The sequence below is a fragment of the Rhodococcus sp. PvR044 genome (genome assembly GCF_040548995.1).
GTDB lineage: Bacteria > Actinomycetota > Actinomycetes > Mycobacteriales > Mycobacteriaceae > Rhodococcus_G > Rhodococcus_G oryzae.
In genome coordinates, this window is record NZ_JBEPSX010000003.1 from 408,107 (window position 1) to 432,546 (window position 24,440).

The following is a 24,440-nucleotide window of genomic DNA, read 5'->3' on the forward strand; positions in this document are numbered from 1 at the left end:
GGCGGGTCAGAACGGCCAGGCCGGCAGCTCGGGGAGCCCTGCGCGCGTCGGCCTGCCGACCAGCCAGGCCAGCAGCTCGGCCCGGGGCAGCTCCGGCGGCACGACCTCGGGCGCCGCCTCGGCGAGTTCGGGCAGATCCCGCGTCAGGATCTCCTCGACGAACGCGTCGGGCCAATCCGGGGCGGTGTATCCGGTGCCGAGGTCGACGTGATGGATCTCGAGCTCGCACCAGCGGAGCGCGGGGATGCCGCGTGCTGCGGTCGGCTTGCGCCACGACACCGGGGTGTCGAGCTGGTCGGCCCCGATTTTCCGCAGTGATTCGATCACCCGTCGCCCGGCGAATCGCAGGTCGGCGTCCAGCAGCTCGACGGGGCGGTCCGCACCCTCCTCGATGGCGGCGCCCCGTGCCTCCCGCCCGCCCGGGTACATCTCGGGCCGGGTCCCGGACAACACACCGGCGGCCAGCCGGTTCAGCGCGTCGGCGTTGCGAGCGAGGTGCGTGACGACGTGACCTCGGCTCCAGCCCGGCAGCAGGGAGTCGCCCCTGGCCTGCTCGTCCGACAGTTCGGCGACCGCGGCCTCCAGCCGCGCCTGCGAGCGCTCGATCTCCGCAAGGACCTCGGGGTACGGCAGCGTCATGGCCGCAGCCTATCGACATCCGGATCCGGCCGCCCGCGGTGGCGGGGCTCACGGAACCATCCGCTGTGCCCGCGCGTTCTACTTGGCAGAAGCCGCTGCGACAGCTGCTCCGCGCCGATGCCCGCGCTAACGGACACTGCCCGCGGCGGTCGCGGTAACCTTGAACCTCCGGTGAGCAGCCGGAACCCGGCGCACTGTGCTCGACCGGAACTGGAAAGGACTGGCCTGCAGAGGCTGAACCTGTATGAATCGCAAGACTGTGTTTCGCAACCTGGCGATTGTCGCCGGCATCCTGCTGATCATTTACGCGTTCAGCTATTTCGGTAACGACACCCGCGGGTACAAGAACGTCGACACCTCGGTGGCCATCGCCCAACTCGACGCGAAGAACGTCACCGATGCGCAGATCGACGACCGCGAGCAACAGCTCCGCCTGACGCTGAAGCAGGGCAACGACGCGACCGACAACTCGAACCAGATCCTCGCGAAGTACCCGAGCGCGGCCTCCGAGCAGATCTTCACCGCCGTCCAGAACGCGGGCGTGGAGAAGTACAACACCAAGGTGAGCCAGGAGAGCTGGCTGACCTCGATCCTGCTGTTCGTACTGCCGATGGTGATCCTGCTCGGCCTGTTCGTCTTCGTGATGGGTCGGATGCAGGGCGGTGGCCGCGGCGGCGTGATGGGCTTCGGGAAGTCGAAGGCCAAGCAGCTCACCAAGGACATGCCCAAGACCACGTTCGCGGATGTGGCAGGCGCCGACGAGGCCGTCGAAGAGCTGTACGAGATCAAGGACTTCCTGCAGAACCCGGCCCGCTACCAGGCGCTCGGCGCGAAGATCCCGAAGGGCGTCCTGCTCTACGGCCCGCCAGGAACCGGTAAGACGCTGCTCGCGAGGGCCGTCGCGGGCGAGGCCGGGGTGCCGTTCTTCACCATCTCGGGCTCGGACTTCGTCGAGATGTTCGTCGGTGTCGGTGCCTCCCGGGTGCGCGACCTGTTCGAGCAGGCCAAGCAGAACAGCCCATGCATCATCTTCGTCGACGAGATCGACGCGGTCGGCCGTCAGCGTGGCGCAGGCCTCGGCGGCGGACACGACGAGCGCGAGCAGACCCTCAACCAGCTGCTGGTCGAGATGGACGGCTTCGGCGACCGCACCGGCATCATCCTGATCGCCGCGACCAACCGTCCCGACATCCTCGACCCGGCGCTGCTGCGTCCTGGCCGGTTCGACCGGCAGATCCCGGTGAGCAACCCGGACCTGGCGGGCCGCCGGGCGATCCTCAAGGTGCATTCGCAGGGGAAGCCGCTCGATCAGCACGCGGACCTCGAGGGCCTGGCCAAGCGGACCGTCGGTATGTCGGGCGCTGACCTGGCGAATGTCATCAACGAGGCCGCGCTCCTGACCGCACGCGAGAACGGCGCCCTGATCACGGAGGCGGCGCTCGAGGAGTCGGTCGACCGCGTCATCGGCGGCCCGCGCCGCAAGAGCCGGATCATCAGCGAGCACGAGAAGAAGATCACCGCGTACCACGAGGGCGGGCACACCCTTGCCGCCTGGGCGATGCCGGACATCGAGCCGATCTACAAGGTCACCATCCTGGCCCGCGGTCGCACCGGCGGACACGCCATGACGGTGCCCGAGGACGACAAGGGCCTGATGACCCGCTCGGAGATGATCGCCCGGCTGGTGATGGCGATGGGCGGCCGCGCCGCCGAGGAGCTCGTCTTCCACGAGCCGACCACCGGTGCATCGTCCGATATCGACCAGGCCACCAAGATCGCCCGCGCGATGGTCACCGAGTACGGCATGAGCGCCAAGCTGGGTGCGGTCCGCTACGGGCAGGAGCAGGGCGATCCGTTCCTCGGCCGGTCGATGGGAGTGAGCTCCGAGTACTCACACGAGGTCGCAAGGGAGATCGACGAGGAGGTGCGCAACCTCATCGAGGCCGCGCACACCGAGGCGTGGGCGATCCTCAACGAGCACCGCGACCTGCTGGACGTGGTGGCCACCGAGCTGCTCGAGCGCGAGACCCTCACCCGCAAGGATCTGGAGCAGATCTTCTCGAGTGTGGAGAAGCGACCCCGGATCACCGCGTTCAACGACTTCGGTGGTCGGACGCCGTCCGACAAGCCGCCGGTGAAGACGCCGCGTGAGCTGGCGATCGAGCGCGGTGAGCCGTTGCCCGACGACTCGGTGCGGCAGCCGACCTTCAGCAAGCCCCGCGAGACGGTTCCGCCCACGGCTCCGGTCCCGGGTCCGCAGAACGGCTACCCGATGCCGGCTCCGAACGGCGGCGGTTACCAGCCGTACCCGGACCCGCGACAGCAGCAGCCCCAGCACGGCACCATGCCGGACTACGGCGCGCCTGCCGGTTGGTCGGCGCCCGGTTGGCCGCCGCGGGATGCGGGCGAGCACCAGCAGCACCAGCAGCCGCAGCAGCACGCCCAGAACCCGCAGAACCCGTACGGCGGGTATCCGCAGTGGAGTCCGCCGCAGAAGCCCGAGGACGAGGGCGGGCCGGCAACCGAGCGCTGGGAAGGGCCGAACGGCCAGCAGTAGTCCGGCGGTAACTAGGCTTACCCACTGATCGCGTCGCACGGCGTGGTCGGTGGGTAACGGTCGGCGAGAGTGGAGGTTCGGTCGCGTGTCGGTCAATCAACTCGGTGGTGCGAATTCCCGTGACGCATCGACGTCACAGGAACGCGACGCAGCGGAGGCCCCGGAGCGTGTCGCCGCGGCGCCGCTCGAGTGCGTCGAGACCGGGCGGGTCTTCGACCAGCCGCGCGCCGAGGCCGCGATTCGTGAACTGCTGATCGCGGTCGGCGAGAACCCGGATCGGCCGGGTCTGCTCGACACCCCGGCCCGGGTGGCCCGGGCATACCGGGAGGTCTTCGCGGGCCTCTACACGGATCCGGATTCGGTGCTCAACACCACCTTCGACGAGGGACACCAGGAACTGGTGCTGGTCCGCGACATCCCGATGTACTCGACCTGCGAGCATCACCTGGTGTCGTTCCACGGCGTCGCACACGTCGGCTACATCCCGGGCTCCACCGGGCGGGTCACCGGGCTCTCGAAGCTCGCGCGACTGGTCGACCTGTACGCGAAGCGTCCGCAGGTGCAGGAGCGGTTGACCAGTCAGATCGCCGACGCGATGGTGCGCAAGCTCGATCCCCGCGGGGTCATCGTCGTGGTGGAGGCCGAGCACCTGTGCATGGCCATGCGCGGCATCAGGAAGCCGGGCGCCAGCACCACCACCTCCGCCGTGCGCGGTCTGCTGCAGTCGAGTGCCGCCTCGCGTTCCGAGGCTCTGGACCTGATCCTGCGCAAGTGACGGTGCCGATGCCGGGCCGCTGCGTGGTGATGGGAGTCCTCAACGTCACCAGCGACTCGTTCTCGGACGGCGGCCGCTACCTGGACCAGGACGCCGCGATCGAGCACGGCCTCGAGCTGAGCCGGCTGGGCGTGGACATCGTGGACGTTGGCGGCGAATCGACCCGGCCCGGTGCGGCGCGGGTGGATCCGGTGGTCGAGGCCGAGCGCATCCGCCCGGTGATCGCGGCCCTGGCGGCCGAGAAGATCACGGTCAGCGTCGACACCATGCGCGCGTCGGTGGCCGCGGCCGCGATCGAGGCGGGGGCCACGATCGTCAACGACGTCTCCGGTGGCCGCGCCGATCCGGCGATGGCCGCGGTGATGGCGGACGCTGGCCTGCCCTGGATCCTGATGCACTGGCGCTCCGCGGGCGAATACGTGCACGCAGGCGGGGTGGAACACTACGACGACGTGGTGGCGGAGGTCGGCGAGGAACTGCTGACCCAGGTCGACCTCGCGGTTCGGGCAGGCGTCGATCCGAGCCGGCTGATCCTCGATCCCGGGCTGGGATTCGCGAAGACCGCCGAACACAACTGGGCGCTGCTCGGCGCGCTGCCACGGCTCAACGCGCTGGGTTTCCCGGTGCTCATCGGGGCCTCCCGCAAGCGCTTCCTCGGCAGCCTGCTCGCGGATGAACACGGCGACCGCGCACCCGACGGACGCGAGGTCGCAACGGCCGTCGTCTCGGCCCTCGCCGCGCGCGGCGGCGCCTGGGGCGTGCGGGTGCACGACGCACGGGGATCCCTCGACGCGATCGCGGTGGTGAACGCGTGGAGCGCGGCTGAGGAGAAGCACGATGGCTGATCGAATCGAGTTGCGCGGGTTGCGGGTCCGCGGCAATCACGGCGTCTTCGAGCACGAGAAGCGGGACGGCCAGGACTTCGTCGTCGACGTCACGGTGTGGATGGACCTGGCGCCCGCCGCGGCCTCGGACGATCTCGCCGACACCATGCACTACGGCGAGCTCGCCGAGACCGCGGCCGCGATCGTGGCAGGCCCCTCGCGCGACCTCATCGAGACGGTGGCGGGGGAAATCGCCGACGCGGTGCTGACCGACGATCGGGTGAACGCGGTGGAGGTGACGGTCCACAAGCCGTCGGCGCCGATCCCGCTGACCTTCGTCGACGTCGCCGTCGTGGCGCGCCGTTCCCGCAAGGGCCTACGCGGATGAGTCGCGCGGTGCTCTCCATCGGGTCGAATCTCGGCGACCCGTTCGAGAACCTGCGATCCGTCGTCGACGCGCTCGGCGATCGCCTGGTCGCGGTGTCCGGGGTGTACGCGACGGCGCCGTGGGGCGGCGTCGAGCAGCAGGATTTCCTCAACGCGACGCTGATCGCCGACGATCCCGAGCTGGACTGCCGCGGCTGGCTGCGGTTCGGGCAAGAGCTGGAGGCTGCCGCGGACCGGGTGCGCGAACAGCGCTGGGGTCCGCGCAGCCTGGACGTGGACGTGGTCGACTGCGACGGCCTCGTCAGTGCCGACCCGGAATTGACGTTGCCGCATCCGCGGGCCCACGAGCGGGCGTTCGTGCTCGTCCCGTGGCTGGAGATCGACCCCGATGCCACGCTGACCGTGCGGGGAGCCAGGGTGCCCGCCCGAGAGCTGCTCGGCGACCTCGACGCCACCGAGCGCGACGGGGTGCGGCGGACCGAGCTCCGGTTGGTGCGGCCGTGACGGTGGTGCGCCGGTGATGTCGACCACCCGGATCCGGGACCTGCTCGGGCTGGCGGCCTTCGCGGCCATCGCGACCTGGCTGCTGGTTCGCGCCTTCTATGGGTCGCTCCCGCCGATCCCGCTGTTCGCCGGCGCCTCGCTCTATCCCGTCGCCGCCATCGAGATGGGCGTCGCCTTCATGATCCGTTCGCGGGTCAGGGGGCATCAGCTCGGGCAGGGCCCGCGCCAGCTCCACCCCATCACCGCGGCGCGGGCGGTGGCGCTGGCCAAGGCTTCGGCGCTGGTGGGGGCCGCCACTTCAGGTGTCTGGCTCGGATTGCTCCTGTATCTGCTGCCGCAGCGCTCGACGGTTCAGGCGGCGTCCGATGACACCGCTGGCACCGTCGTCGGTCTTGTCGCGGGCGTGGCGCTGGTCGCCGCGGCGCTCTGGCTCGAGCACTGCTGCAAGGCCCCGGACGAACCGCCGGACGAGCCTGCCGTCTAGCGGCGGCTCAGCCGGATTGACGCTCGACCACCCATGCGGCGATCTGCGTGCGGGAGTTGAATCCCAGCTTCGCCAGCACGTGCTCGACGTGTCCCTGCGCGGTCCGCTGCGCGATCACAAGCTTGGCGGCGATGGCCTTGTTGGTCAGGCCCTGCGCGACCAGCTCGGCGACCTGGAGTTCGCGCGGCGTCAGGGCCGTCGCAGCACCCGCCGGCTGCGGATTCTCCTCGCCGAGGTCCTCCCCGAGCGCGAACGCGATCGTCTCCTGCGCCGTCCAGCGCTCGCCGCTGCGAAAGGCCGACTCGAACGCCTGCTCGCCCAGCGCCCTTCGGGTCCGTCGCTCGCACTCCTCGTGGTACGACTCCAGCTTCGGGACCACCGCTCCCGGGCTACCCACCCGCTGCCACATGGTCCGCGCCGCGCCGAACAGCAGCGCGGCACGGCGGGCCCGGTCCGTGACGATGGCCGTCCATGCCTTGGCCTCCACGCACATCGCGGTCGCGAGCATGTCGTCGGCCTCACGGGAGAGCCGCAGGCCCTTCTCGAGCAGCCCGTCCGCCCGCTGCGGATCGGTCTTCCACAGCGCCAGCCCGAGGGCGCAGACCGCGTAGGCGCGGTAGACGAACTCGCCGGTGGCCTCGCTGATCGCGAGGGCCTGTTCCTGGTACTCGATGGCACGAGCGGCATCGTCGAGCAACCCGTACGCCACGGCGAGTCCGAGCAGGGTCGAGATCTGTCGGATGGGATTCCCCTGCGTGCGGAAGACCTCGAGGGCCTCCTCCAGACAGGCCACCGCGCGGGGGAGATCACCGCTGAAGGCGGCCAGGTACCCGGCAGCGTGCATCACGAGCGCGCGGGTGCCCGGATCGCCGAGTTCGTCGGCGAGCTGGAGCGCCTCCTCCGCCTGTGCCGTCCCTGCGGCGATGTCGCCCTGGTTGCTGGTGAGCAGGCAGTCGGCACACAGCGCCTTGATCCGATGGGCGGTCGGGACCTCTCCGGGCAGGCCGAGTGCGCGGTCGAGCCAGTATCGCCCCTCGCTGAGCAGGCCACGGGAGAGCCAGAACGGGAACAGGGCGATGGCGATCCGCAGGGCGTGGTCCGCCCCGCCGGGCTCGGTCGCACTGAACTGCATGGCCTCGCGCAGATTCGGTTGCTCCCTGGCGATACGGACCATCAGATCCGGCTGTCGGGGGCCGATCCACTCGGAGCGTGCTCCCAGCACCAGCCCCTCGTACCAGTCCCTGTTCCGCCGGAGCAGGTCATCGAACTCGTCCGCTTCGTGCAGTTTCTCGCGCCCGTACTCGCGGAGGGTTTCGAGCATCCGGTACCGCACCGCGGCGCCTGCCTCCTCGCGGATCAGGATCGACTTGTCCACCAGCGAGGCCAGCACGTCGAGCAGGTCGCGCGGATCGACCATCCCGCCCGCACAGACTCCTTCGGCGGCATCCAGCCCGAAGCTGCCCGCGAACACCGAGAGCCGGCGCCACAGCACCTGCTCGGTCTCCGTGCACAGCTCGTGGCTCCAGTCGATGCTCATCTGCAGCGACTGCAGTCGTGTCGGCGCGCCGCGATTGCCGGTGGTCAGCAGCCGGTACCGGTCGGTCAGCCGGTCCAGGATCTGCTCCGCGGTCATCGCCCGCAGTCGCACCGCGGCCAACTCGATCGGTAGCGGCAACCCGTCCAACTGACGACAGATCTGTGCGACGGCCTCCAGGTTCTCCTCGGTGAGAGCGAAGCCGGGCAGCGCCGCGGCGGCGCGCTCGACGAACAGTGTCACCGCCTCGGAGCCCGCCAGGGCCTGCGGCGTCGGGGTGGCATCGGGGACCGTCAGCGCGGGCACCCGCAGCACCGCCTCGCCGCCGATGACGAGCGGTTCCCGGCTCGTCGCGAGGATCCGCAGGTCCGGGCAGGACCGGAGTAGGGAATCCGTGAGCTTCGCGACCGCGTCGATCAGGTGCTCGCAGTTGTCCAGCACCAACAACAGGGTGCGGGTGGCCAGGTACTCGGTCAGCAGGACCAGCGGCGGGTGCGCCGGATGTTCCCGGAGGCCCAACGCGGTGGCGACGGTGTCGGGTACCAGCGCCTCGTCCTGGAGCTCCCCGAACTCGACGAGCCACACCCCGTCCTCGAACGCGCGACGCGAGTCCTCCGCCACCCGTAGTGCGAGACGGGTCTTCCCGACGCCGCCGATCCCGGTCAGTGTCACCAATCGGGCAACAGAGAGCAGCCGTTTGGCCTCGGCGAGTTCGGGCCGACGCCCGACGAAGCTCGTCGGTTCGATGGGTAGGTTCCCGATGACCTTGGCCCGGGTGGCGGGCGGCATCGCACCGTCCCTCTCGTCTCGTGGTCCCCTCTGGCTACGGTACCGTTCGGCCGCACATCCCCGGGTCGTCTCAGCTCAGGACATCCCTCCCGAATTCCACCGAGTCCGCTCCGGCCGGACACGGGCTCGGCCCATTGCGACGGCGGGTGGTCGGTCCGGACGGCTATCCTCGGCTGCATGACGGTTTCTGGTCGCGCGGGCTCGCTTCGGCGGTACAAGCGCAGCACGAGCCAGATGTTCGTCGCCGCGCTGGTGGCGTTGGCGGTGATCGCGAGCCTGTTCATGATCTTCAGCAACAGCGTCCAATTGCTGCGTGTCGGCCTGGTCGTCGCACTCTGGGCGGCGGTCATCGCGGCCATCGCGATGACCAAGTACCGCCGCGAGTCGGCCGCCGACAAGGCGAAGGTGCGCGATCTGCAGACTGTGTACGAGTTGCAGCTCGAGCGTGAGATCACCGCCAGGCGCGAGTACGAGATGGGCGTCGAGGCCAAGGTCCGCGATGAGGCGAATCTCGATGTCTCCGAGATCGCGGCCCTGCGGGCGGAGTTGGCGGCGCTGCGCGGCAGCCTCGAGGTGTTGTTCGAGGGCAGGCTGCCGGTCGACCGGGTCGCGCTGCAGGCCGATGCCAGCCGGATCCCGGAGCTGGCGAGCCCGGCGCGGCCGAAGACGTTCACCCCCGACCCCGCGTACGCGGCCACCCCAGGCGCGAGGCCGACGTTCGCCACACCGGACGACGATCCGGTCACCGCAGAGGTCATGGTCGTCGGCGAGCCCGAGCCGGAGCCCGCCGCTTCGGCAGAGGCGTTCCCGATCCCGAGGCAGGTGCCCCCACCGCGCCAGGCCCCTCAGCCCGCCGCGACGCAGCCGCCGCCCGAGCCGGTGCCTCCGATCCCGGTTCCCGAGCCGGTGCCGCCCGCTCCGGAACCCGCACCGCTGCCCGAACCGGAGCCCGTTCCGGTGCCCGAGCCGGGGCCGTCGCCCGAGCCCACGCCTACGCCCACGGACGAGGTCTCGTCCCGCAGGGCGCGGCGGCGCGCAGCGGAGTCGGAGCCCGCGGCCGAGGCCGAGGGTGAGCAGGCCGTTCCTGCAGGCGCGCACTCGACGGGGCTCTCGGTCGCCGAGATCATGGCGAACATGAAGACCCCGGAGCCCGAGACGGACGGGCCGAGGTCCGGTCGTCGTCGTCGCGACTGAGCCGATCCCCTCAGGGGGCGTGCCCTAGATCACTCTGTTCCGCCATGGCGGCCGTCCCGGCGCGGCGGCTATCCTCGCTGTGAACGTCTGGTACCCGCCCTGCGGGACTGGAACGAACGAGAGGACAACGGTGACCTCCTCCGAGATCACTCAAGACCCCGCGCCCGCACGATTGACCATCGGAATCGTCTCGGCGGGACGCGTGGGAACGGCGATCGGTGCCGCGCTCGAGCGCGTCGGCCACATCGTCGTCGCCTGTTCCGCGGTGTCCGACGCGTCGATTCGCCGGGCCGAGACCAGACTTCCCGAGACCGAGATCCTGCCCGCCGCCGAGGTGGCGTCGCGCTGCGAGCTGTTGCTGCTTGCCGTCCCAGACGCAGAGCTCGCTGGGCTGGTCAGCGGCCTGGCCGCCACTCGCTCCGTCAAGCCAGGCACCCTCGTCGCACACACCTCGGGCGCCAACGGCGTCGGTGTGCTCGAGCCGCTGACCGCCCTCGGCGCGCTGCCGATGGCGATCCATCCCGCCATGACCTTCACCGGGCACGACGAGGACACCGCGCGGCTGTCCTCCGCGTGTTTCGGTATCACCGCGGCGGATGAGATCGGCTACGCGATCGCGCAGTCCCTGGTCCTCGAGATCGGTGGGGAGCCCGTCCGGGTCCGCGAGGAGGCCCGTGCGCTGTACCACGCGGCTCTCGCCCACGGCAGCAATCACCTGGTCACCCTGGTCGTGGACGCCGTCGCCGCGCTCCGCGTCGCCCTGGCGGGGGACGCACTCCTCGGCCAGCAGCTCGTCGACGACCAGCCCAACGGGGTGGCCGAGCGGGTGCTGGGCCCGCTGCTGTCGGCCGCCCTTGACAACGCGCTGCGGCGCGGTCCGGCGGCGCTGACCGGGCCGGTGGCCCGCGGCGACGCCGCGGCCGTCGCGACCCACCTCCGGGTCCTCGAGGACGTCGACCCCCGGATCGCGGCCGGCTACCGCGCCCTCTCGCTCCGGTCCGCTCAGCGGACCGGGTCCAAGCCCGAACTGATCGAGATCCTGGAGGGCCGCTCGTGAACGGCTACACACGCGGTGAACTGACCGTGCACCACGAACCCGCCGAGCTGACCAAGGTCACCAAGGCGCTGCGCGGCGTCGGGCGCCAGGTGGCGTTGGTGCCGACCATGGGCGCGCTGCACGCGGGTCACCTGGAGATCGTCCGCCAGGCCAAGCTGCGCGGCAGCGTGGTGGTGGTGTCCATCTTCGTCAACCCGTTGCAGTTCGGTGCGGGCGAGGATCTCGACGCGTACCCGCGCACCCTGGATCGGGACCTCGAACTGCTGCGCGAGGCCGGGGTGGAGCTGGTGTTCGCACCGTCGGCGGCCGCGATGTACCCGGCGGGCAGGCGCACCATGATTCACCCGGGTCCTCTGGGCAGTGAGCTCGAAGGCGCCAGCCGCCCGACGCACTTCGCCGGGATGCTGACCGTCGTGAACAAGCTGTTCCAGATCGTCGGACCCAACCTCGCGTACTTCGGTGAGAAGGACTACCAGCAGCTCGCGCTGATCCGACAGATGGTCCGCGACCTGAACCTGGACGTCGAGGTCTACGGCGTCCCGACGGTGCGCGAGCAGGACGGCCTCGCGCTGTCCTCGCGGAACCGGTACCTCGACGAGGCCCAGCGCACCGTGGCCGCGACCATCTCCGCCGCGCTGGTGGCGGGCGCGCACGCGGCGGCCGGTGGAGCCGAGGCGATCCTCACCACCGCCCGCGAGGTGCTGGCGACGACCCCGGAGGTGGAGGTCGACTACCTCGAGGTCCGTGGCGTCGACCTGGGACCCGCGCCCGAGCGCGGGGACGGGCGGCTGCTCGTCGCGGCCAAGGTCGGTAACACCCGATTGATCGACAACGTCGGCGTCGCCGTCGGCACCAGATTCCTCGAACGGGAAGAGGATTCCCGCACCACGCAGACGACAGCGGCGGGGTAAGAGCGCCCCCTCTTCCGACCCTGATTTCCAGCCAGACCCGAAGGACACAACATGTTTCGCACCATGATGAAGTCGAAGATCCACCGCGCCACCGTGACCCACGCCGACCTGCATTACGTCGGTTCGGTCACCGTGGACCAGGACCTGATGGACGCCGCCGACCTGCTCGAGGGCGAGCAGGTGTGCATCGTGGACATCAACAACGGCGCCCGCCTCGAGACCTACGTGATCGCGGGTGAGCGTGGCTCCGGGGTGATCGGGATCAATGGTGCGGCAGCGCATCTGGTTCATCCCGGCGACCTGGTCATCCTCATCGCCTACGGCGTGATGAACGAGCAGGAGGTCCGCGACTACCAGCCGCGTGTGGTCTTCGTCGACGCCGACAACAAGGCCATCGAGCTCGGTGCCGACCCGGCGCACGCCCCCGAGGGCTCGGGCCTGATCACGCCGCGGATGCTCTCCACCCTCGAAGACGCCTCGGCGCTGGTGTAGCCGTGCTGCTCGCCGTCGACGTCCGCAACACCAACATCTCACTCGGGTTGTTCGCCGGCGCGGGTGACCACTCGAAGTTGGTGCGGGACTGGCGGATGCGCACGGATCCGCGGATGACGGCGGACGAGTTGGCCTGGATGCTGCGGGGCCTGCTCGGCGAGAGTGTGGACCAGATCGTGGGTGTGTCGGCGCTGTCGACCGTTCCGTCGGTGCTGCGGGAACTGCGGGTGATGCTGTCCCGCTACTGGGAGCACGTCCCGCACGTGGTGGTCGAGCCCGGTGTGCGAACCGGGGTGCCGCTGCTGGTCGACAACCCCAAGGAGGTCGGGGCCGACCGGATCGTCAACAGTCTTGCCGCGCACCACCTTTACGGGGGACCGTGCATCGTCGTGGACTTCGGGGTCGCGACCTGTGTCGATGTGGTCTCGGCGAAGGGCGAGTTCCTGGGTGGCGCGATCGCGCCCGGTCTGGAGACCTCGACGGACGCACTCGCCTCGCACTCGGCGGCGCTGCGGAAGTTCGAGTTGGTGCGTCCGCGGGCGGTGGTCGGCAAGAACAGCGTCGAGTGCATGCAGGCCGGGGCGATCTTCGGGTTCGCCGGGTTGGTGGACGGTCTGGTGCGACGGGTGCGCGCCGAGGTGCCTGCGTTCGCGGGCAACGACGTGAACGTGATCGCCACGGGGGAGAGCGCCCCCCTGGTGATGCCGGAGTCGGAGACCATCGCGCACATCGAACGGGACCTCGCGCTCGAGGGGCTGCGGATCGTCTACGAGCGCAACCAGGCCCGACGGGCCGCGAAGCACCCGCCGGTCGGCTGACAGCCAGCCGATGGCCGGAGGGTTTGCCAATCCGGAGTTCTGTGCCACACTGGTTGCCGTGAATCGCCGCATGGTTGCTCAGGAGTGTTGTCGAGGCTGAACGCCGCCTCGATTCGTTGAGGCACGTCACAACGGCCTTGACCAATTCACCCTCCTGGAGTCTCTCCCATGCTTTCCACATCTGTGGTCTCTTCTTTGGTGCCATCACCAGTCAACGCGCTGTCCTCGCCGAGCCGTTTGCGGCCGGCCGACCTGCTGCGCATCACCGACCAGGGCGCGCAGGACGTGCTCGACGGCCGCTTCGCCGATCTGCTGCCCGGTACCGGGTCGTGGCCGACGGACGAGCGCTGGTCCACCCGCCTGCACGCCGACGATGACGTCGACGTCTGGCTGATCAGCTGGGCTCCCGGCCTCGCGACCGAACTGCACGACCATGCCGGATCGCTCGGCGCGCTCACCGTGCTGAGCGGTGTGCTGGCCGAATATCGTTGGAGCGGCGGTGAACTGAAGTACCGCACGCTCGACGCAGGCGATCAGGCCTCGTTCCCGCTCGGCTGGGTGCACGACGTCATGCAGGCCCCCGGCGACGCTGTTGGTCCGACCGCTCCGACGCTGAGCGTGCACGCCTACTCGCCGCCGCTTTCGGCGATGTCCTACTACGAGGTGACCGATCAGGGCACCCTGCGGCGTACCCGCACCGAGCTGACCGATCTCCCGGAAGGACAGTCGGCATGACCATCGACGAGATGCTCGAGAAGGCCCGCGGCAGCTACCGCCGCATGTATGTGTTCGAGGTCGCCGAGGCCGTCGCCCGCGGCGCGATCATCGTCGACATCCGGCCGCAGGCCCAGCGTGCCGCCGAGGGCGCGCTGCCGGGCGCGCTGGCGATCGAACGGAACGTGCTCGAGTGGCGCCTCGACCCGGCGAGCAGCGCGCGCATCGCGCTGGCCGCCGACCACGACGTCGAGTGGATCGTGGTCTGCTCGGAGGGCTACACGTCCAGCCTGGCGGCCGCGGCGCTGCAGGAACTGGGTCTGCACCGGGCCACCGACCTCGTCGGCGGGTACCAGGCGCTCCGTTCCGCGGGCCTGCTCGGCGTCGCAACCAGGGCCCGGCACTACGTTCGGGAGGCCGCGGCCGTCGCCGCTCACTGAGGGCGCATTATGCTGGTCACCCGTGAGTGATGCAGCAATCCAGCCGGCCGATGACACCCCCGAGCAGCTCCGGATCCGCCGAGAGAAGCGGGACCGGATCCTGGCGCAGGGGCAGGAGGCCTATCCGGTCTCGGTGCCGCGCACCCACTCGCTCGCACAGGTGCGCGCGCAGCATCCTGACCTGGAGCCGGACACGGCCACGGGCACCGAGGTCGGCGTCGTCGGCCGGGTGATCTTCGTCCGCAACACCGGCAAGCTCTGCTTCGCGACGTTGCAGGAGGGCGACGGCACCCAGCTGCAGGCCATGATCAGCCTGGCCTCCGTAGGCGAGGACGCGCTGGCCGCGTGGAAGTCGGACGTCGACCTGGGCGACTTCGTCTTCGTGCACGGCGAGGTGATCAGCTCTCGCCGCGGTGAGCTCTCGGTGATGGCCGACGCCTGGCAGATCGCCTCGAAGTCGCTGCGTCCGCTGCCGGTCGCGCACAAGGAGATGAACGAGGAGTCGCGGGTCCGTCAGCGCTACGCCGACCTGATCGTGCGGCCCGAGGCGCGGGAGATGGCCCGCAAGCGCGTCGCGGTGGTCCGTGAGCTGCGCAACGCGCTCGAGCGGCGTGGGTTCCTCGAGGTGGAGACCCCGATGCTGCAGACGCTGGCGGGCGGCGCCGCGGCGCGCCCGTTCATCACCCATTCGAATGCGCTCGACATCGATCTGTATCTGCGTATCGCCCCGGAACTGTTCCTGAAGCGATGCGTCGTCGGCGGTATCGAGAAGGTTTTCGAGATCAACAGGAACTTCCGCAACGAGGGCATCGATTCGACGCACTCGCCGGAGTTCGCGATGCTCGAGACCTACGAGGCGTACGGCACCTACGACGATTCCGCGACGATGACCCGCGAATTGATCCAGGAGGTGGCGCAGGCCGCGTTCGGTACCCAGCTGGTGACGCTCGCGGACGGCACCGAGTACGACCTCGGCGGCGAGTGGAAGACGCTCGAGATGTACCCGTCGTTGTCCGAGGCGATCGGGGTGTCCGTCACCCCCGAGACGACCGTCGACGAACTGCTGGCCCTCGCGGAGAAGGTCGGACTCGAGGTGCCCAAGGACAAGGGCTACGGCCACGGCAAGCTCGTCGAGGAGCTGTGGGAGCACCAGTGCGGCGACCAGCTCTTCGCGCCCACCTTCGTCCGGAACTTCCCGGTGGAGACCTCGCCGCTGACCCGTCAGCATCGCAGTGAGCCGGGGGTGACGGAGAAGTGGGACCTCTACGTGCGCGGGTTCGAGCTGGCCACCGGCTACTCGGAACTCGTCGACCCGGTGATCCAGCGCGAGCGGTTCGTCGACCAGGCGCGGCTGGCATCGGCCGGCGACGACGAGGCGATGGCCCTGGACGAGGAGTTCCTCGCCGCGATGGAGCAGGGAATGCCGCCCACGACGGGCACCGGGATGGGGATCGACCGCCTGTTGATGGCGTTGACGGGATTGGGTATCCGCGAAACTATCCTCTTCCCAATTGTGCGACCCTCGGCTCGCTGACCTCTTTCAATTGCTAATTTGCTTTTCTCCGGTATTGCGTCCGTCGGAATGGGCGTAGACTCGTCGCAGCCGGCGCGGGGAAGCGCAAAATTGCAGTTCATTGAAAGGAAACTCGATCCATGGCGAAAAAGGTCACCGTCACCCTGATCGATGATGTGGACCAGGAAGCGGCCGCCGACGAAACGGTCGAGTTCGGTCTCGACGGCGTCACCTACGAGATCGACCTGTCGTCAGCGAATGCCGCAAAACTGCGCGAGCAGCTTGAGGTTTGGGTTTCCCACGCACGACGGTCCACCGGGCGTCGGCGGGCCAAGACCGCGGTAGCAGGCGGCAAGAGTCGGGTGGCGATCGACCGCGAACAGAGTGCGGCGATTCGCGAGTGGGCGCGGCGCAATGGCCACAAGGTTTCGGCCCGCGGTCGTATCTCGGCGGAAATCACCGAGGCGTACAACAAAGCCAACTGATCTTCCCGAAGTTTTGTGCTCTCGTTTCGCCCGCCCCATCGCATGCAGGCTGTTAGCCTCGCGATCGGGCGGGCGGACGAGGGAGCAACTTGAGGGGGAGTGTCATGCGCTGGCGAATTGTGATCGGTTCATTGATTTCGGCGGCCGCGTTGTTCTGGAGCACAGGCGCCGCGGGCGCAGCGCCCCTCCCCGAGCCCGATACCTTTCTTTCCGGCGTCATGCCGGAATTGACCAATCCGGGCGGATCGGCGCCCGGCAGCAATGACTGGTCGTGCCGGCCGACCGCGGAACATCCCACACCCGTCGTCCTGGTGCACGGCACCGCGGGCAATCGGCAGACCAACTGGGCCGCGTACGCGCCGATGCTGGCGAACGAGGGTTTCTGCGTCTTCGCCATCACCTATGGCAACTTCGCCGACCTCCCGGCGCCGCTGAGCGGGATCGGCGGCATGCTCCCCATCGACGAGAGCACCGAGCAGCTCGCGGCGTTCGTGGACCTGGTGCTCGCCGCGACCGGCGCCGACAAGGTGGACCTGGTCGGCCACTCCCAGGGCACCGTGGTGGCCAACAACTATGTGAAGTTCGGTGGCGGGGCGACCAAGGTCGGCCGGATCGTCTCGTTGGCGCCGCCGTGGGACGGCACCTACGGGGTCGACGGGTTCAGCCTCGGCGCCGCGCTGCGCGGGTTGGGCGTCGACGACGAATTCCAGCTCGGGTTCCCTGCGTGCAAGGCATGTCCCGAGATGATGCACGGCTCGGCGTTCGTTGACCGCATGCGGTCCGGCGGCCTGTACGTGCCGGGTATCGAGTACACCAACATCGTCACCCGCTACGACGAGATCGTGGTTCCGTACACCTCCGGCATCGAGCCGGGGCCGCAGGCGACCAATATCGTCGTGCAGGACGGCTGCGAACAGGACTACTCGGACCACCTCTCGATCGCGGGCGAGCGGCGCGCGCGGACGATGGTGCTCAACGCCCTCGATCCCGCGCATCAGCGCGAGGTGCCCTGCGTCTTCGTGCCGCCTATCGCCGGCTGAGTCCTTCTCCCGATCCACTGCGCACACCTTTTGACAAGGTCGCACACGCGTTGGGTGTGCAATCGCTGTGCGATCTTGGGAAAAGGTGTGCGGCCGATGCCGCATCTGCCCCTGTTCGCTGCTGGCGTAGAGCTGACGGGAAACGAAACCCCTGGCTGCTGCGTTAGGACCAGTAAGCAGGCACACTGTCCCGCAGTGAATGGGATGGAGGCGGCGCAGGTCGTACCACTGGCCACTAGAGTAGAGGTGCGGCTCGTGGATTCCGTGTAGGGATCTACCCCAAGAAGAACGTGAGGGAGAGCGATGTTCGAGAGGTTCACCGACCGCGCGCGGCGCGTTGTTGTCCTGGCCCAAGAAGAGGCCCGGATGCTCAACCACAACTACATCGGCACAGAGCACATCCTGCTCGGCCTCATCCACGAGGGTGAGGGCGTGGCGGCGAAGTCGCTGGAGTCGTTGGGTATCTCCCTTGAAGGCGTGCGCAGCCAGGTGGAAGAGATCATCGGCCAGGGTCAGCAGGCCCCGTCCGGTCACATCCCCTTCACCCCGCGCGCCAAGAAGGTGCTGGAGCTGAGCCTGCGCGAGGCGCTGCAGCTCGGCCACAACTACATCGGCACCGAGCACATCCTGCTCGGCCTCATCCGTGAGGGCGAGGGCGTGGCAGCCCAGGTGCTGGTCAAGCTGGGCGCCGACCTGAACAGGGTCCGTCAGCAGGTCATCCAGCTGCTGTCCGGCTACCAGGGCAAGGAACCCTCCGAGGCGGGCGGCACCCGCGGCGAGGCGGGCACCCCGTCGACGTCGCTGGTCCTCGACCAGTTCGGCCGGAACCTGACCCAGGCCGCCCTCGAGGGCAAACTCGACCCGGTCATCGGCCGCTCGAAGGAAATCGAGCGGGTCATGCAGGTGCTCAGCCGCCGGACCAAGAACAACCCGGTCCTCATCGGCGAGCCGGGCGTCGGCAAGACTGCGGTCGTCGAGGGCCTGGCACAGGCAATCGTCAACGGCGAGGTCCCCGAGACGCTCAAGGACAAGCAGCTGTACACCCTCGACCTGGGTTCCCTTGTCGCGGGCAGCCGCTACCGCGGTGACTTCGAGGAGCGCCTGAAGAAGGTGCTCAAGGAGATCAACACCCGCGGCGACATCATCCTGTTCATCGACGAGCTGCACACGCTGGTCGGTGCGGGTGCGGCCGAGGGCGCCATCGACGCGGCCTCGATCCTCAAGCCCAAGCTGGCTCGCGGCGAGCTGCAGACCATCGGTGCGACCACCCTCGACGAGTACCGCAAGTACATCGAGAAGGACGCCGCCCTCGAGCGCCGGTTCCAGCCGGTCCAGGTCGGCGAGCCGACGGTCGAGCACACCATCGAGATCCTCAAGGGTCTGCGGGACCGCTACGAGGCGCATCACCGCGTCTCGATCACCGACGGCGCGCTGGTGGCCGCGGCCACCCTGGCCGACCGGTACATCAACGACCGCTTCCTGCCGGACAAGGCGATCGACCTCATCGACGAGGCGGGCGCCCGAATGCGCATCCGCCGGATGACCGCGCCGCCGGACCTGCGCGAGTTCGACGACAAGATCGCCGACGCGCGCCGGGAGAAGGAGTCCGCGATCGACGCGCAGGACTTCGAGAAGGCCGCGAACCTCCGCGACAAGGAGAAGCAGCTGGTCGCCCAGCGCTCCGAGCGGGAAAAGCAGTGGCGCTCCGGTGACCTGGATGTCATCGCCGAGGTCGACGACGAGCAGATCGCCGAGGTCCTGGGCAACTGGACAGGCATCCCGGTGTTCAAGCTCACCGAGGAGGAGACCACCCGTCTGCTCCGCATGGAGGACGAGCTGCACAAGCGGATCATCGGCCAGGAGGACGCCGTCAAGGCGGTCTCCAAGGCGATCCGCCGCACCCGTGCAGGCCTGAAGGACCCGAAGCGTCCGTCCGGTTCGTTCATCTTCGCCGGCCCGTCCGGTGTCGGTAAGACCGAGCTGTCGAAGGCGCTGGCGAACTTCCTGTTCGGCGACGACGACGCGCTCATCCAGATCGACATGGGCGAGTTCCACGACCGCTTCACCGCCTCGCGGCTGTTCGGTGCCCCTCCCGGGTACGTCGGCTACGAGGAGGGCGGCCAGCTCACGGAGAAGGTCCGGCGCAAGCCGTTCTCGGTGGTGCTGTTCGACGAGATCGAGAAGGCGCACCAGGAGATCTACAACACCCTCCTGCAGGTGCTCGAGGACGGCCGTCTCACCGACGGTCAGGGCCGCACGGTCGACTTCAAGAACACCGTGCTGATCTTCACCTCGAACCTGGGCACCGCGGACATCTCCAAGGCCGTCGGGCTGGGCTTCACCTCCGGCACGGGCAACGAGTCGAACTACGAGCGGATGAAGCTCAAGGTCAACGATGAGCTCAAGAAGCACTTCCGGCCCGAGTTCCTCAACCGCATCGACGACATCATCGTCTTCCACCAGCTGACCAAGGATCAGATCATCCAGATGGTGGACCTGATGATCGGCCGCGTCGAGAAGCAGTTGAAGAACAAGGACATGGACATCGAGCTGACCGAGCAGGCGAAGTCGCTGCTCGCCAAGCGCGGGTTCGATCCCGTCCTGGGTGCGCGGCCGCTGCGTCGCACCATCCAGCGCGAGATCGAGGACCAGCTCTCCGAGAAGATCCTCTTCAACGAGCTCGGTGCCGGCCAGATCGTGCTGGTCGACGTCGAGGGCTGGGACGGCGAGAGCGCCGGCGAGGACGCGAAGTTCACGTTCACCGGTAGTCCGAAGCCGGTCAAGGTGCCCGATTCGCCCGCGGAGGCGCTGGCGGGTGCCGGTGAGGCCCCCGTCGAGGGCGGTTCCGCAGACTAGGTTTCACGTACGACAAACGCCCCGCGAGCGAGAGCTCGCGGGGCGTTGTCGTGTCTCAGGCGGAATTCGCGGTTCAGGAGAGCGGCGTCACCGGGAAAGGGAGATCCGAGGATCCGCCGCCGTCGTCGATATTCACCTCGACCAGTACCGTCTCGATGCCGCTGTCCGCGACCTTCTCGCCTGCCGCATAGGCGCGGGTGCCGTCGAAGCCGAAGTCGTTGTCGGAGATCAGGATCAGCCGGTTGCCGTGCATCGCGGCGCCCTCGATCTTGCCGGGCACGCCCGCGACGCCCGCGAGGTTCGCGAACAGCGTCTTGTCGGCGCTGGTGATCAGCGCGCGGCCGGGGTCCAGGTCCACGGCGTGGAACCGGGCCTCGGTGTCGGTGCGCTCCTCGACCAGGACCCGGGTCTGCGACAGCGGGATCAGCGCGGAGATCTTCAGGTCGCGGCCCCTGGTGCCCGCGGCGAAGGTGGACGGGTCGTCGAACTGGTAGCCGAACTCGTGCACCGTGGCACGGGTCGCGGTGTCGAAGGTGAGCAGCTCGGTGACGGTGCGGTCCTTGTCGCCGCTGACCACGAGCGAACTCTGCAGCGCGACGGCGACGGTGTGGCCGTCGGGCAGCAGGGCGATGTCCTCGAAGCCGCGGTTGGCCTTCCGGTCGGCCAGGCCCGCGGGGAGGCTGCCGGTCACCGGGTACGCGACACCGGCCGCGACGTAGTCGTCCTCGAGACCGGCGGGTACGTGCCGGGCGACGACGCGGCCCTTGGCGTCGGCCTCGACGATGGAGGGACCGTACTCGTCGACCAGCCAGAAATGGCCGTCCGGGGTCCGGACCACGCCCTCGGTGTCGAGTCCGTTGGGGTTCAGCGGGAGCGGTGTGGCGGCATCGGCGGCGTACGGCTTCTCGTCGCGCGGGAGATTCGACAGGCCGGTGACGGGCGCGCCCGCGGGGGTGGTCAACGGCAGGGTCTCGAGGACGGAGATGCGGTCGCCCACGACCCGGATCCTGACCAGCGCGGGGGTGAACTCCGGGACGACGAAGGTGCGGCGGTCCGAGCCGTCCACCTTCACCTCGCCGTTCGGCCCGCGATCGGTGACGGTCCAGTACTCGTTTCCACCAATGGGGAAGATGCCGCTGCCGATGCCGCCGAGATTGACGCCCCGGTCGTCGGCGATCTGCTTCTGGACGTCGGAGAGCGGGGTGGCGGGCAGCGTCGCGGACGACTTCACGATCGGCGCCGCTGGCGGCGCGGCGGAGGCGGGTGCGGCCGCGACGGCGGCGAGGACCGCGGCGGCCGCCGCGGTCAACATGGTTGTGTGAGTGCGCATGAGGGCTGAACCTAGGGCGGCCGGGTGACCACCAGCCGTCGGCCGGGCGAACATCGGGGTGTGGCGGGTCATCTCGGTCGGGTCGTGATCTCGTCCGTCCGTTCGTCCGGTGCCGGACCGGTCAGGAGATGTTCGATGACGGGACCCGCCCACCGCGTGATCTCGGCGTGGCCGGCCTCGGCTATCCCGGGGGTGGCGAGCACGTAGCGGGCGGTGGCCAGACCGATGATGAATGAGCCGACCATGCCGATCCGCCGGGCGGGTTCGTCGGGTGTGACCACCGACAGTGCGGGCGTCACCTGGGTGACGAAGACCGCTCTCATGGTGGCCGCGGCGCTGTCGCTGGTCATCGCCGAGCGGAGCAGGGCGAGGAATGTGCTCTGGCCCTCCCATACGGCGAAGAAGCGGGGGAGCAGGACCTCGGCCAGCCTGTCGGGTCGCACGCCGCGCAGGTCCGGGAAGTCGAGCGTGACGTGGGCGGCGGCCGCGAAAAGGTCCTTCTTGCTGCCGAAGTAGCGAATCACCAGCGCGGGATCGATTCCCACGTCTGCCGCGACGGCCCGCAGGGTGGTGCGGTCGAATCCGTCCGCGGCGAAGCGGGCTCGGGCCGCGGCGAGGATGTCCGCGCGGGTCTGTTCGGCGTTCCTGGCGCGGGTGGGTCCGGTGTTGCCGACGCTCGTGCTGCTCATTCCCCGAACCTATCCCGCACGATCGGATAAGTCACCGAGCGTGGACTTGAAGGATGGAGCGGCGTACCGTTTATGTCAACAGTCGGTGACATAGCGGGGAGCGCGAGTCATGGAACAGGTCGATGTGGTCGTGGTGGGCGGTGGCCCGACGGGCATGACGATCGCCGGTGATCTGGCCCGCGCCGGACGCGAGGTCGCCGTCCTGGAACGCTGGCCGCAGATCAATCCGTCCAGCCGGGCATTCGCGACGATGGCCCGCACGCTGGAGGTGCTCGACAGCCGTAACCTGGCGGACGGTCTGCTCGAACTGGGCACCACTATTTCCGTGGTGCACCTGTTCGCAGACGCGACACTCGACCTGGCACGGCTGCCGTCGCGATACCGGTATGCCCTGATCACCCCGCAGACCAATATGGATCAGACCCTCCTGCGGTACGCCTGCGAGCAGGGCGCCGTCATTCACCGGGGTACCGAAGTCGTTGGCCTGGAACAGGACGCCGACGGTGTCACCGTCACAGCTCGGCCCAAGGGCGGCGGCACCACCCGAGCCTGGCGGGCCCGTTACGTCGTCGGTGCCGATGGCGCCCACAGCACCGTTCGCGAGTTGCTGGGCGCACCGTTCCCCGGCAAGACCGTCCTCGAGTCCGTCGTCCTCGCGGACGTCCGTCTCGAGAACGGCCCAGGAGGCGGCGGGCCCGTACTCGGCAGCACCGCGAACGAGTTCGCGTTCCTCGTGCCGTACGGCGACGACGGCTGGTATCGGTCCGTGACGTGGGACCGCAACCATCAGCTCCCGGACAGCGCCGGGGTGGAGTCAGGGGAGGTCGAGGAGGTGCTCGGCCGGACCCTTGGCCATACGGTCGGCGTCGCCGAGATCAGCTGGCGGTCGCGGTTCCACTGCGACGAGCGGCAGGTCGAGAACTATCGACACGGACGCGTGTTCCTGGCGGGCGACGCTGCCCACGTGCATTCCCCGATGGGCGGCCAGGGCATGAACACCGGCATCCAGGACGGCGCCAACCTGGCCTGGAAACTCGACCTGGCTCTCGGCGGCGCCGATGACGCGATCCTCGACACCTACCAGTCCGAGCGACACCCGATCGGCCGCCGCGTGCTGTTCCAGAGCGGCGCGATGATGCGGGCCGTGACGCTGAGGCCGGCCCTGGCGCGGTGGGCCCGCGACCTCCTCGCGCCGAGGGTCCTCGAGTTCCTGCCGATCTCGAACCTGATCGCCGGCGCTTTCTCCGGCGTCACCCTGCGCTATCAGCACGGTCGCGGGCAGCACTCGCTCGTCGGCACCCGCGCCACCGAGGTCCCGTTGCGGCAGGGGCGACTGACCGAAATGCAACGCACCCCTGGGTTCGTGCTCGTCCGTCGTCGCGGTGCGACCCGCTGCGATGCCGACGTCCTCCAAGCCGAACGAACCGACGCCGGGCCCGATCTGCTGGTGCGCCCCGACGGATACATCGCGTGGGTCGGGACCACGGCAGGTGACGGTGGCTGGCGCACGGCGCTGCGTGCGTGGACGGGGTCACCCTCGCCCGGACGTCAGTGTTGAGCGCTCCGCGGGATCCCCGTTGACGGTCGCCCCGCGTCGCGCGAGCGCGATCGCGCAGGCGGCGGTGCCGACCAGCACGAACAGGCCGGTGTCCCCGGCCAGGTATTCGTTGACCACGACGGGGCGGTCGGTGGTGATCACGTAGGTGGCGAGAACCGCGAACGAGGCGTTGTGCGCGAAGTGCGCGAGGACGGCCGGCCACACGCTGCCGGAGCGAATGCGCAGGTAGCCGAACAGGAATGAGAACGCGACCACCGTGCCGCCGAACAGGACGAGCACGAGGGCGCGCTGCCCCTCGGCGTGGTAGTACGGCGTCAGCAGGATGTAGGGGAGGTGCCAGCAGATCCACACCACGGCCACCACGAGCATCGCCCGTCGCTCGCCGAGGAACTCAAGGCGCGGCTGCAGGTATCCCCGCCAGCCGATCTCCTCGGCGAACGCGAGGATCGGCCCCGTGATGCAGAGGACGAGCGAGGACTGCAGCCAGTCCCCGGAAGGGGCGGTGAGGCTCCCGGTGCCTGCCAGTGCGACGCCGACGATCGCGAGTGCCGATACGCCCGCGGTGGCCATCAGCGCGAAAGGCCAGTACTGCAGGCCGAGGCGGGTCATGCCGAGCGGGCGCCACCCGTCGCGCCGGTAGCCCTCCCGCGTGACGACCAGCATCATGACCAGAACCACCAGTAGTGGCGAGAAGGCGAGCAGCAGTCCCTCGGCGATGTTCGCGGTGCCGAGCGCGACCACCAGAACCAGGACGATGTAGACGATCGACGCGGTGCGATCGGGCAGGCGTGGGAACACGCGGGGACCTTCTTTCGGGAGACCGACCGGCTCAGCCTCGCGCGGGCACCCC

General features: G+C 69.2%; 23 protein-coding genes. 18 read left to right on the forward strand and 5 right to left on the reverse strand.

Features of this window, described 5'->3' with window-relative positions:
- Window positions 1-6 precede the first annotated feature (6 nt).
- Entirely contained in the window at window positions 7-639 is a 633-nt protein-coding gene (locus tag ABIC28_RS10540) for a maleylpyruvate isomerase family mycothiol-dependent enzyme (RefSeq protein ID WP_097212910.1), read from the reverse strand.
- Window positions 640-883: 244 nt separating this feature from the next.
- On the opposite strand from ABIC28_RS10540, the gene ftsH reads away from it, so the two are divergent.
- The 6 genes from ftsH (at window position 884) to ABIC28_RS10570 (ending at window position 6,170) form a co-directional block, all read left to right on the forward strand.
- Window positions 884-3,196 (forward strand): ATP-dependent zinc metalloprotease FtsH, encoded by a 2,313-nt coding sequence (ftsH, locus tag ABIC28_RS10545; RefSeq protein ID WP_097212911.1) that lies wholly within the window; start codon window positions 884-886, stop codon window positions 3,194-3,196.
- Between the two features lie 85 nt (window positions 3,197-3,281).
- Window positions 3,282-3,971, forward strand: coding sequence for a GTP cyclohydrolase I FolE (gene folE, locus ABIC28_RS10550; protein WP_257017584.1), 690 nt, complete (start codon window positions 3,282-3,284; stop codon window positions 3,969-3,971).
- Window positions 3,972-3,979: 8 nt separating this feature from the next.
- Window positions 3,980-4,816, forward strand: coding sequence for a dihydropteroate synthase (gene folP / locus ABIC28_RS10555; protein ID WP_077043927.1), 837 nt, complete (start codon window positions 3,980-3,982; stop codon window positions 4,814-4,816).
- A complete protein-coding gene (folB, locus tag ABIC28_RS10560) occupies window positions 4,809-5,183 on the forward strand; it encodes a dihydroneopterin aldolase (RefSeq protein WP_077042992.1) in 375 nt (124 codons plus the stop codon). The genes folP and folB overlap by 8 nt, the downstream gene beginning before the upstream one ends.
- A complete protein-coding gene (folK, locus tag ABIC28_RS10565) occupies window positions 5,180-5,686 on the forward strand; it encodes a 2-amino-4-hydroxy-6-hydroxymethyldihydropteridine diphosphokinase (RefSeq protein WP_097212913.1) in 507 nt (168 codons plus the stop codon). Before folB ends, folK begins: the two co-directional genes overlap by 4 nt.
- A 16-nt stretch (window positions 5,687-5,702) precedes the next feature.
- Window positions 5,703-6,170 (forward strand): DUF3180 domain-containing protein, encoded by a 468-nt coding sequence (locus ABIC28_RS10570; RefSeq protein ID WP_097212986.1) that lies wholly within the window; start codon window positions 5,703-5,705, stop codon window positions 6,168-6,170.
- 7 nt (window positions 6,171-6,177) lie between these two features.
- On the opposite strand, the gene ABIC28_RS10575 is transcribed toward ABIC28_RS10570, so the two are convergent.
- On the reverse strand, window positions 6,178-8,493 hold the full coding sequence (locus tag ABIC28_RS10575; RefSeq protein WP_209927739.1) for an ATP-binding protein: 2,316 nt from the start codon (window positions 8,491-8,493) through the stop codon (window positions 6,178-6,180).
- Between the two features lie 177 nt (window positions 8,494-8,670).
- Between ABIC28_RS10575 and ABIC28_RS10580 the strand changes: the two genes are divergently transcribed.
- From ABIC28_RS10580 to ABIC28_RS10630, 11 genes are all read left to right on the forward strand, one after another.
- Entirely contained in the window at window positions 8,671-9,687 is a 1,017-nt protein-coding gene (locus ABIC28_RS10580) for a DUF6779 domain-containing protein (protein WP_354578749.1), read from the forward strand.
- A gap of 130 nt (window positions 9,688-9,817) precedes the next feature.
- Window positions 9,818-10,744, forward strand: a complete 927-nt coding sequence (locus ABIC28_RS10585; protein WP_354578751.1) for a Rossmann-like and DUF2520 domain-containing protein — start codon at window positions 9,818-9,820, stop codon at window positions 10,742-10,744.
- On the forward strand, window positions 10,741-11,655 hold the full coding sequence (gene panC / locus ABIC28_RS10590) for a pantoate--beta-alanine ligase (RefSeq protein WP_354578753.1): 915 nt from the start codon (window positions 10,741-10,743) through the stop codon (window positions 11,653-11,655). Before ABIC28_RS10585 ends, panC begins: the two co-directional genes overlap by 4 nt.
- Window positions 11,656-11,706: 51 nt before the next feature.
- Window positions 11,707-12,147, forward strand: coding sequence for an aspartate 1-decarboxylase (gene panD / locus ABIC28_RS10595; RefSeq protein WP_027500490.1), 441 nt, complete (start codon window positions 11,707-11,709; stop codon window positions 12,145-12,147).
- A gap of 2 nt (window positions 12,148-12,149) precedes the next feature.
- Window positions 12,150-12,965: a type III pantothenate kinase gene (locus ABIC28_RS10600; protein ID WP_354578756.1), complete on the forward strand. Its 816-nt coding sequence runs from the start codon at window positions 12,150-12,152 to the stop codon at window positions 12,963-12,965.
- A 168-nt stretch (window positions 12,966-13,133) separates the two neighbouring features.
- Window positions 13,134-13,700: a cysteine dioxygenase gene (locus ABIC28_RS10605; protein ID WP_097212918.1), complete on the forward strand. Its 567-nt coding sequence runs from the start codon at window positions 13,134-13,136 to the stop codon at window positions 13,698-13,700.
- Entirely contained in the window at window positions 13,697-14,119 is a 423-nt protein-coding gene (locus ABIC28_RS10610; RefSeq protein ID WP_209927735.1) for a rhodanese-like domain-containing protein, read from the forward strand. Before ABIC28_RS10605 ends, ABIC28_RS10610 begins: the two co-directional genes overlap by 4 nt.
- 22 nt (window positions 14,120-14,141) lie before the next feature.
- Window positions 14,142-15,653 (forward strand): lysine--tRNA ligase, encoded by a 1,512-nt coding sequence (gene lysS / locus ABIC28_RS10615; protein WP_209927733.1) that lies wholly within the window; start codon window positions 14,142-14,144, stop codon window positions 15,651-15,653.
- Window positions 15,654-15,772: 119 nt separating this feature from the next.
- Entirely contained in the window at window positions 15,773-16,117 is a 345-nt protein-coding gene (locus ABIC28_RS10620) for a histone-like nucleoid-structuring protein Lsr2 (RefSeq protein ID WP_097212921.1), read from the forward strand.
- Between the two features lie 104 nt (window positions 16,118-16,221).
- On the forward strand, window positions 16,222-17,157 hold the full coding sequence (locus tag ABIC28_RS10625) for an esterase/lipase family protein (RefSeq protein WP_097212922.1): 936 nt from the start codon (window positions 16,222-16,224) through the stop codon (window positions 17,155-17,157).
- A 303-nt stretch (window positions 17,158-17,460) separates the two neighbouring features.
- Window positions 17,461-20,013 (forward strand): ATP-dependent Clp protease ATP-binding subunit, encoded by a 2,553-nt coding sequence (locus tag ABIC28_RS10630; protein ID WP_097212923.1) that lies wholly within the window; start codon window positions 17,461-17,463, stop codon window positions 20,011-20,013.
- Between the two features lie 73 nt (window positions 20,014-20,086).
- Here the strand turns inward: ABIC28_RS10630 and ABIC28_RS10635 are convergent, their stop codons facing one another.
- Window positions 20,087-21,343, reverse strand: coding sequence for an esterase-like activity of phytase family protein (locus ABIC28_RS10635; RefSeq protein ID WP_354578760.1), 1,257 nt, complete (start codon window positions 21,341-21,343; stop codon window positions 20,087-20,089).
- A 68-nt stretch (window positions 21,344-21,411) separates the two neighbouring features.
- The gene (locus ABIC28_RS10640; protein WP_209927730.1) at window positions 21,412-22,032 is read right to left on the reverse strand and encodes a TetR/AcrR family transcriptional regulator; all 621 of its coding nucleotides are present in this window, start codon (window positions 22,030-22,032) and stop codon (window positions 21,412-21,414) included.
- Window positions 22,033-22,141: 109 nt separating this feature from the next.
- Between ABIC28_RS10640 and ABIC28_RS10645 the strand changes: the two genes are divergently transcribed.
- Complete coding sequence (locus ABIC28_RS10645) at window positions 22,142-23,590, forward strand: FAD-dependent oxidoreductase (protein WP_354578762.1); 1,449 nt, start codon at window positions 22,142-22,144, stop codon at window positions 23,588-23,590.
- Here ABIC28_RS10645 and ABIC28_RS10650 read toward each other — a convergent pair.
- Entirely contained in the window at window positions 23,564-24,388 is an 825-nt protein-coding gene (locus tag ABIC28_RS10650; protein WP_354578764.1) for a CPBP family intramembrane glutamic endopeptidase, read from the reverse strand. The two genes, ABIC28_RS10645 and ABIC28_RS10650, sit on opposite strands and share 27 nt — an antisense overlap.
- Window positions 24,389-24,440: the final 52 nt, after the last annotated feature.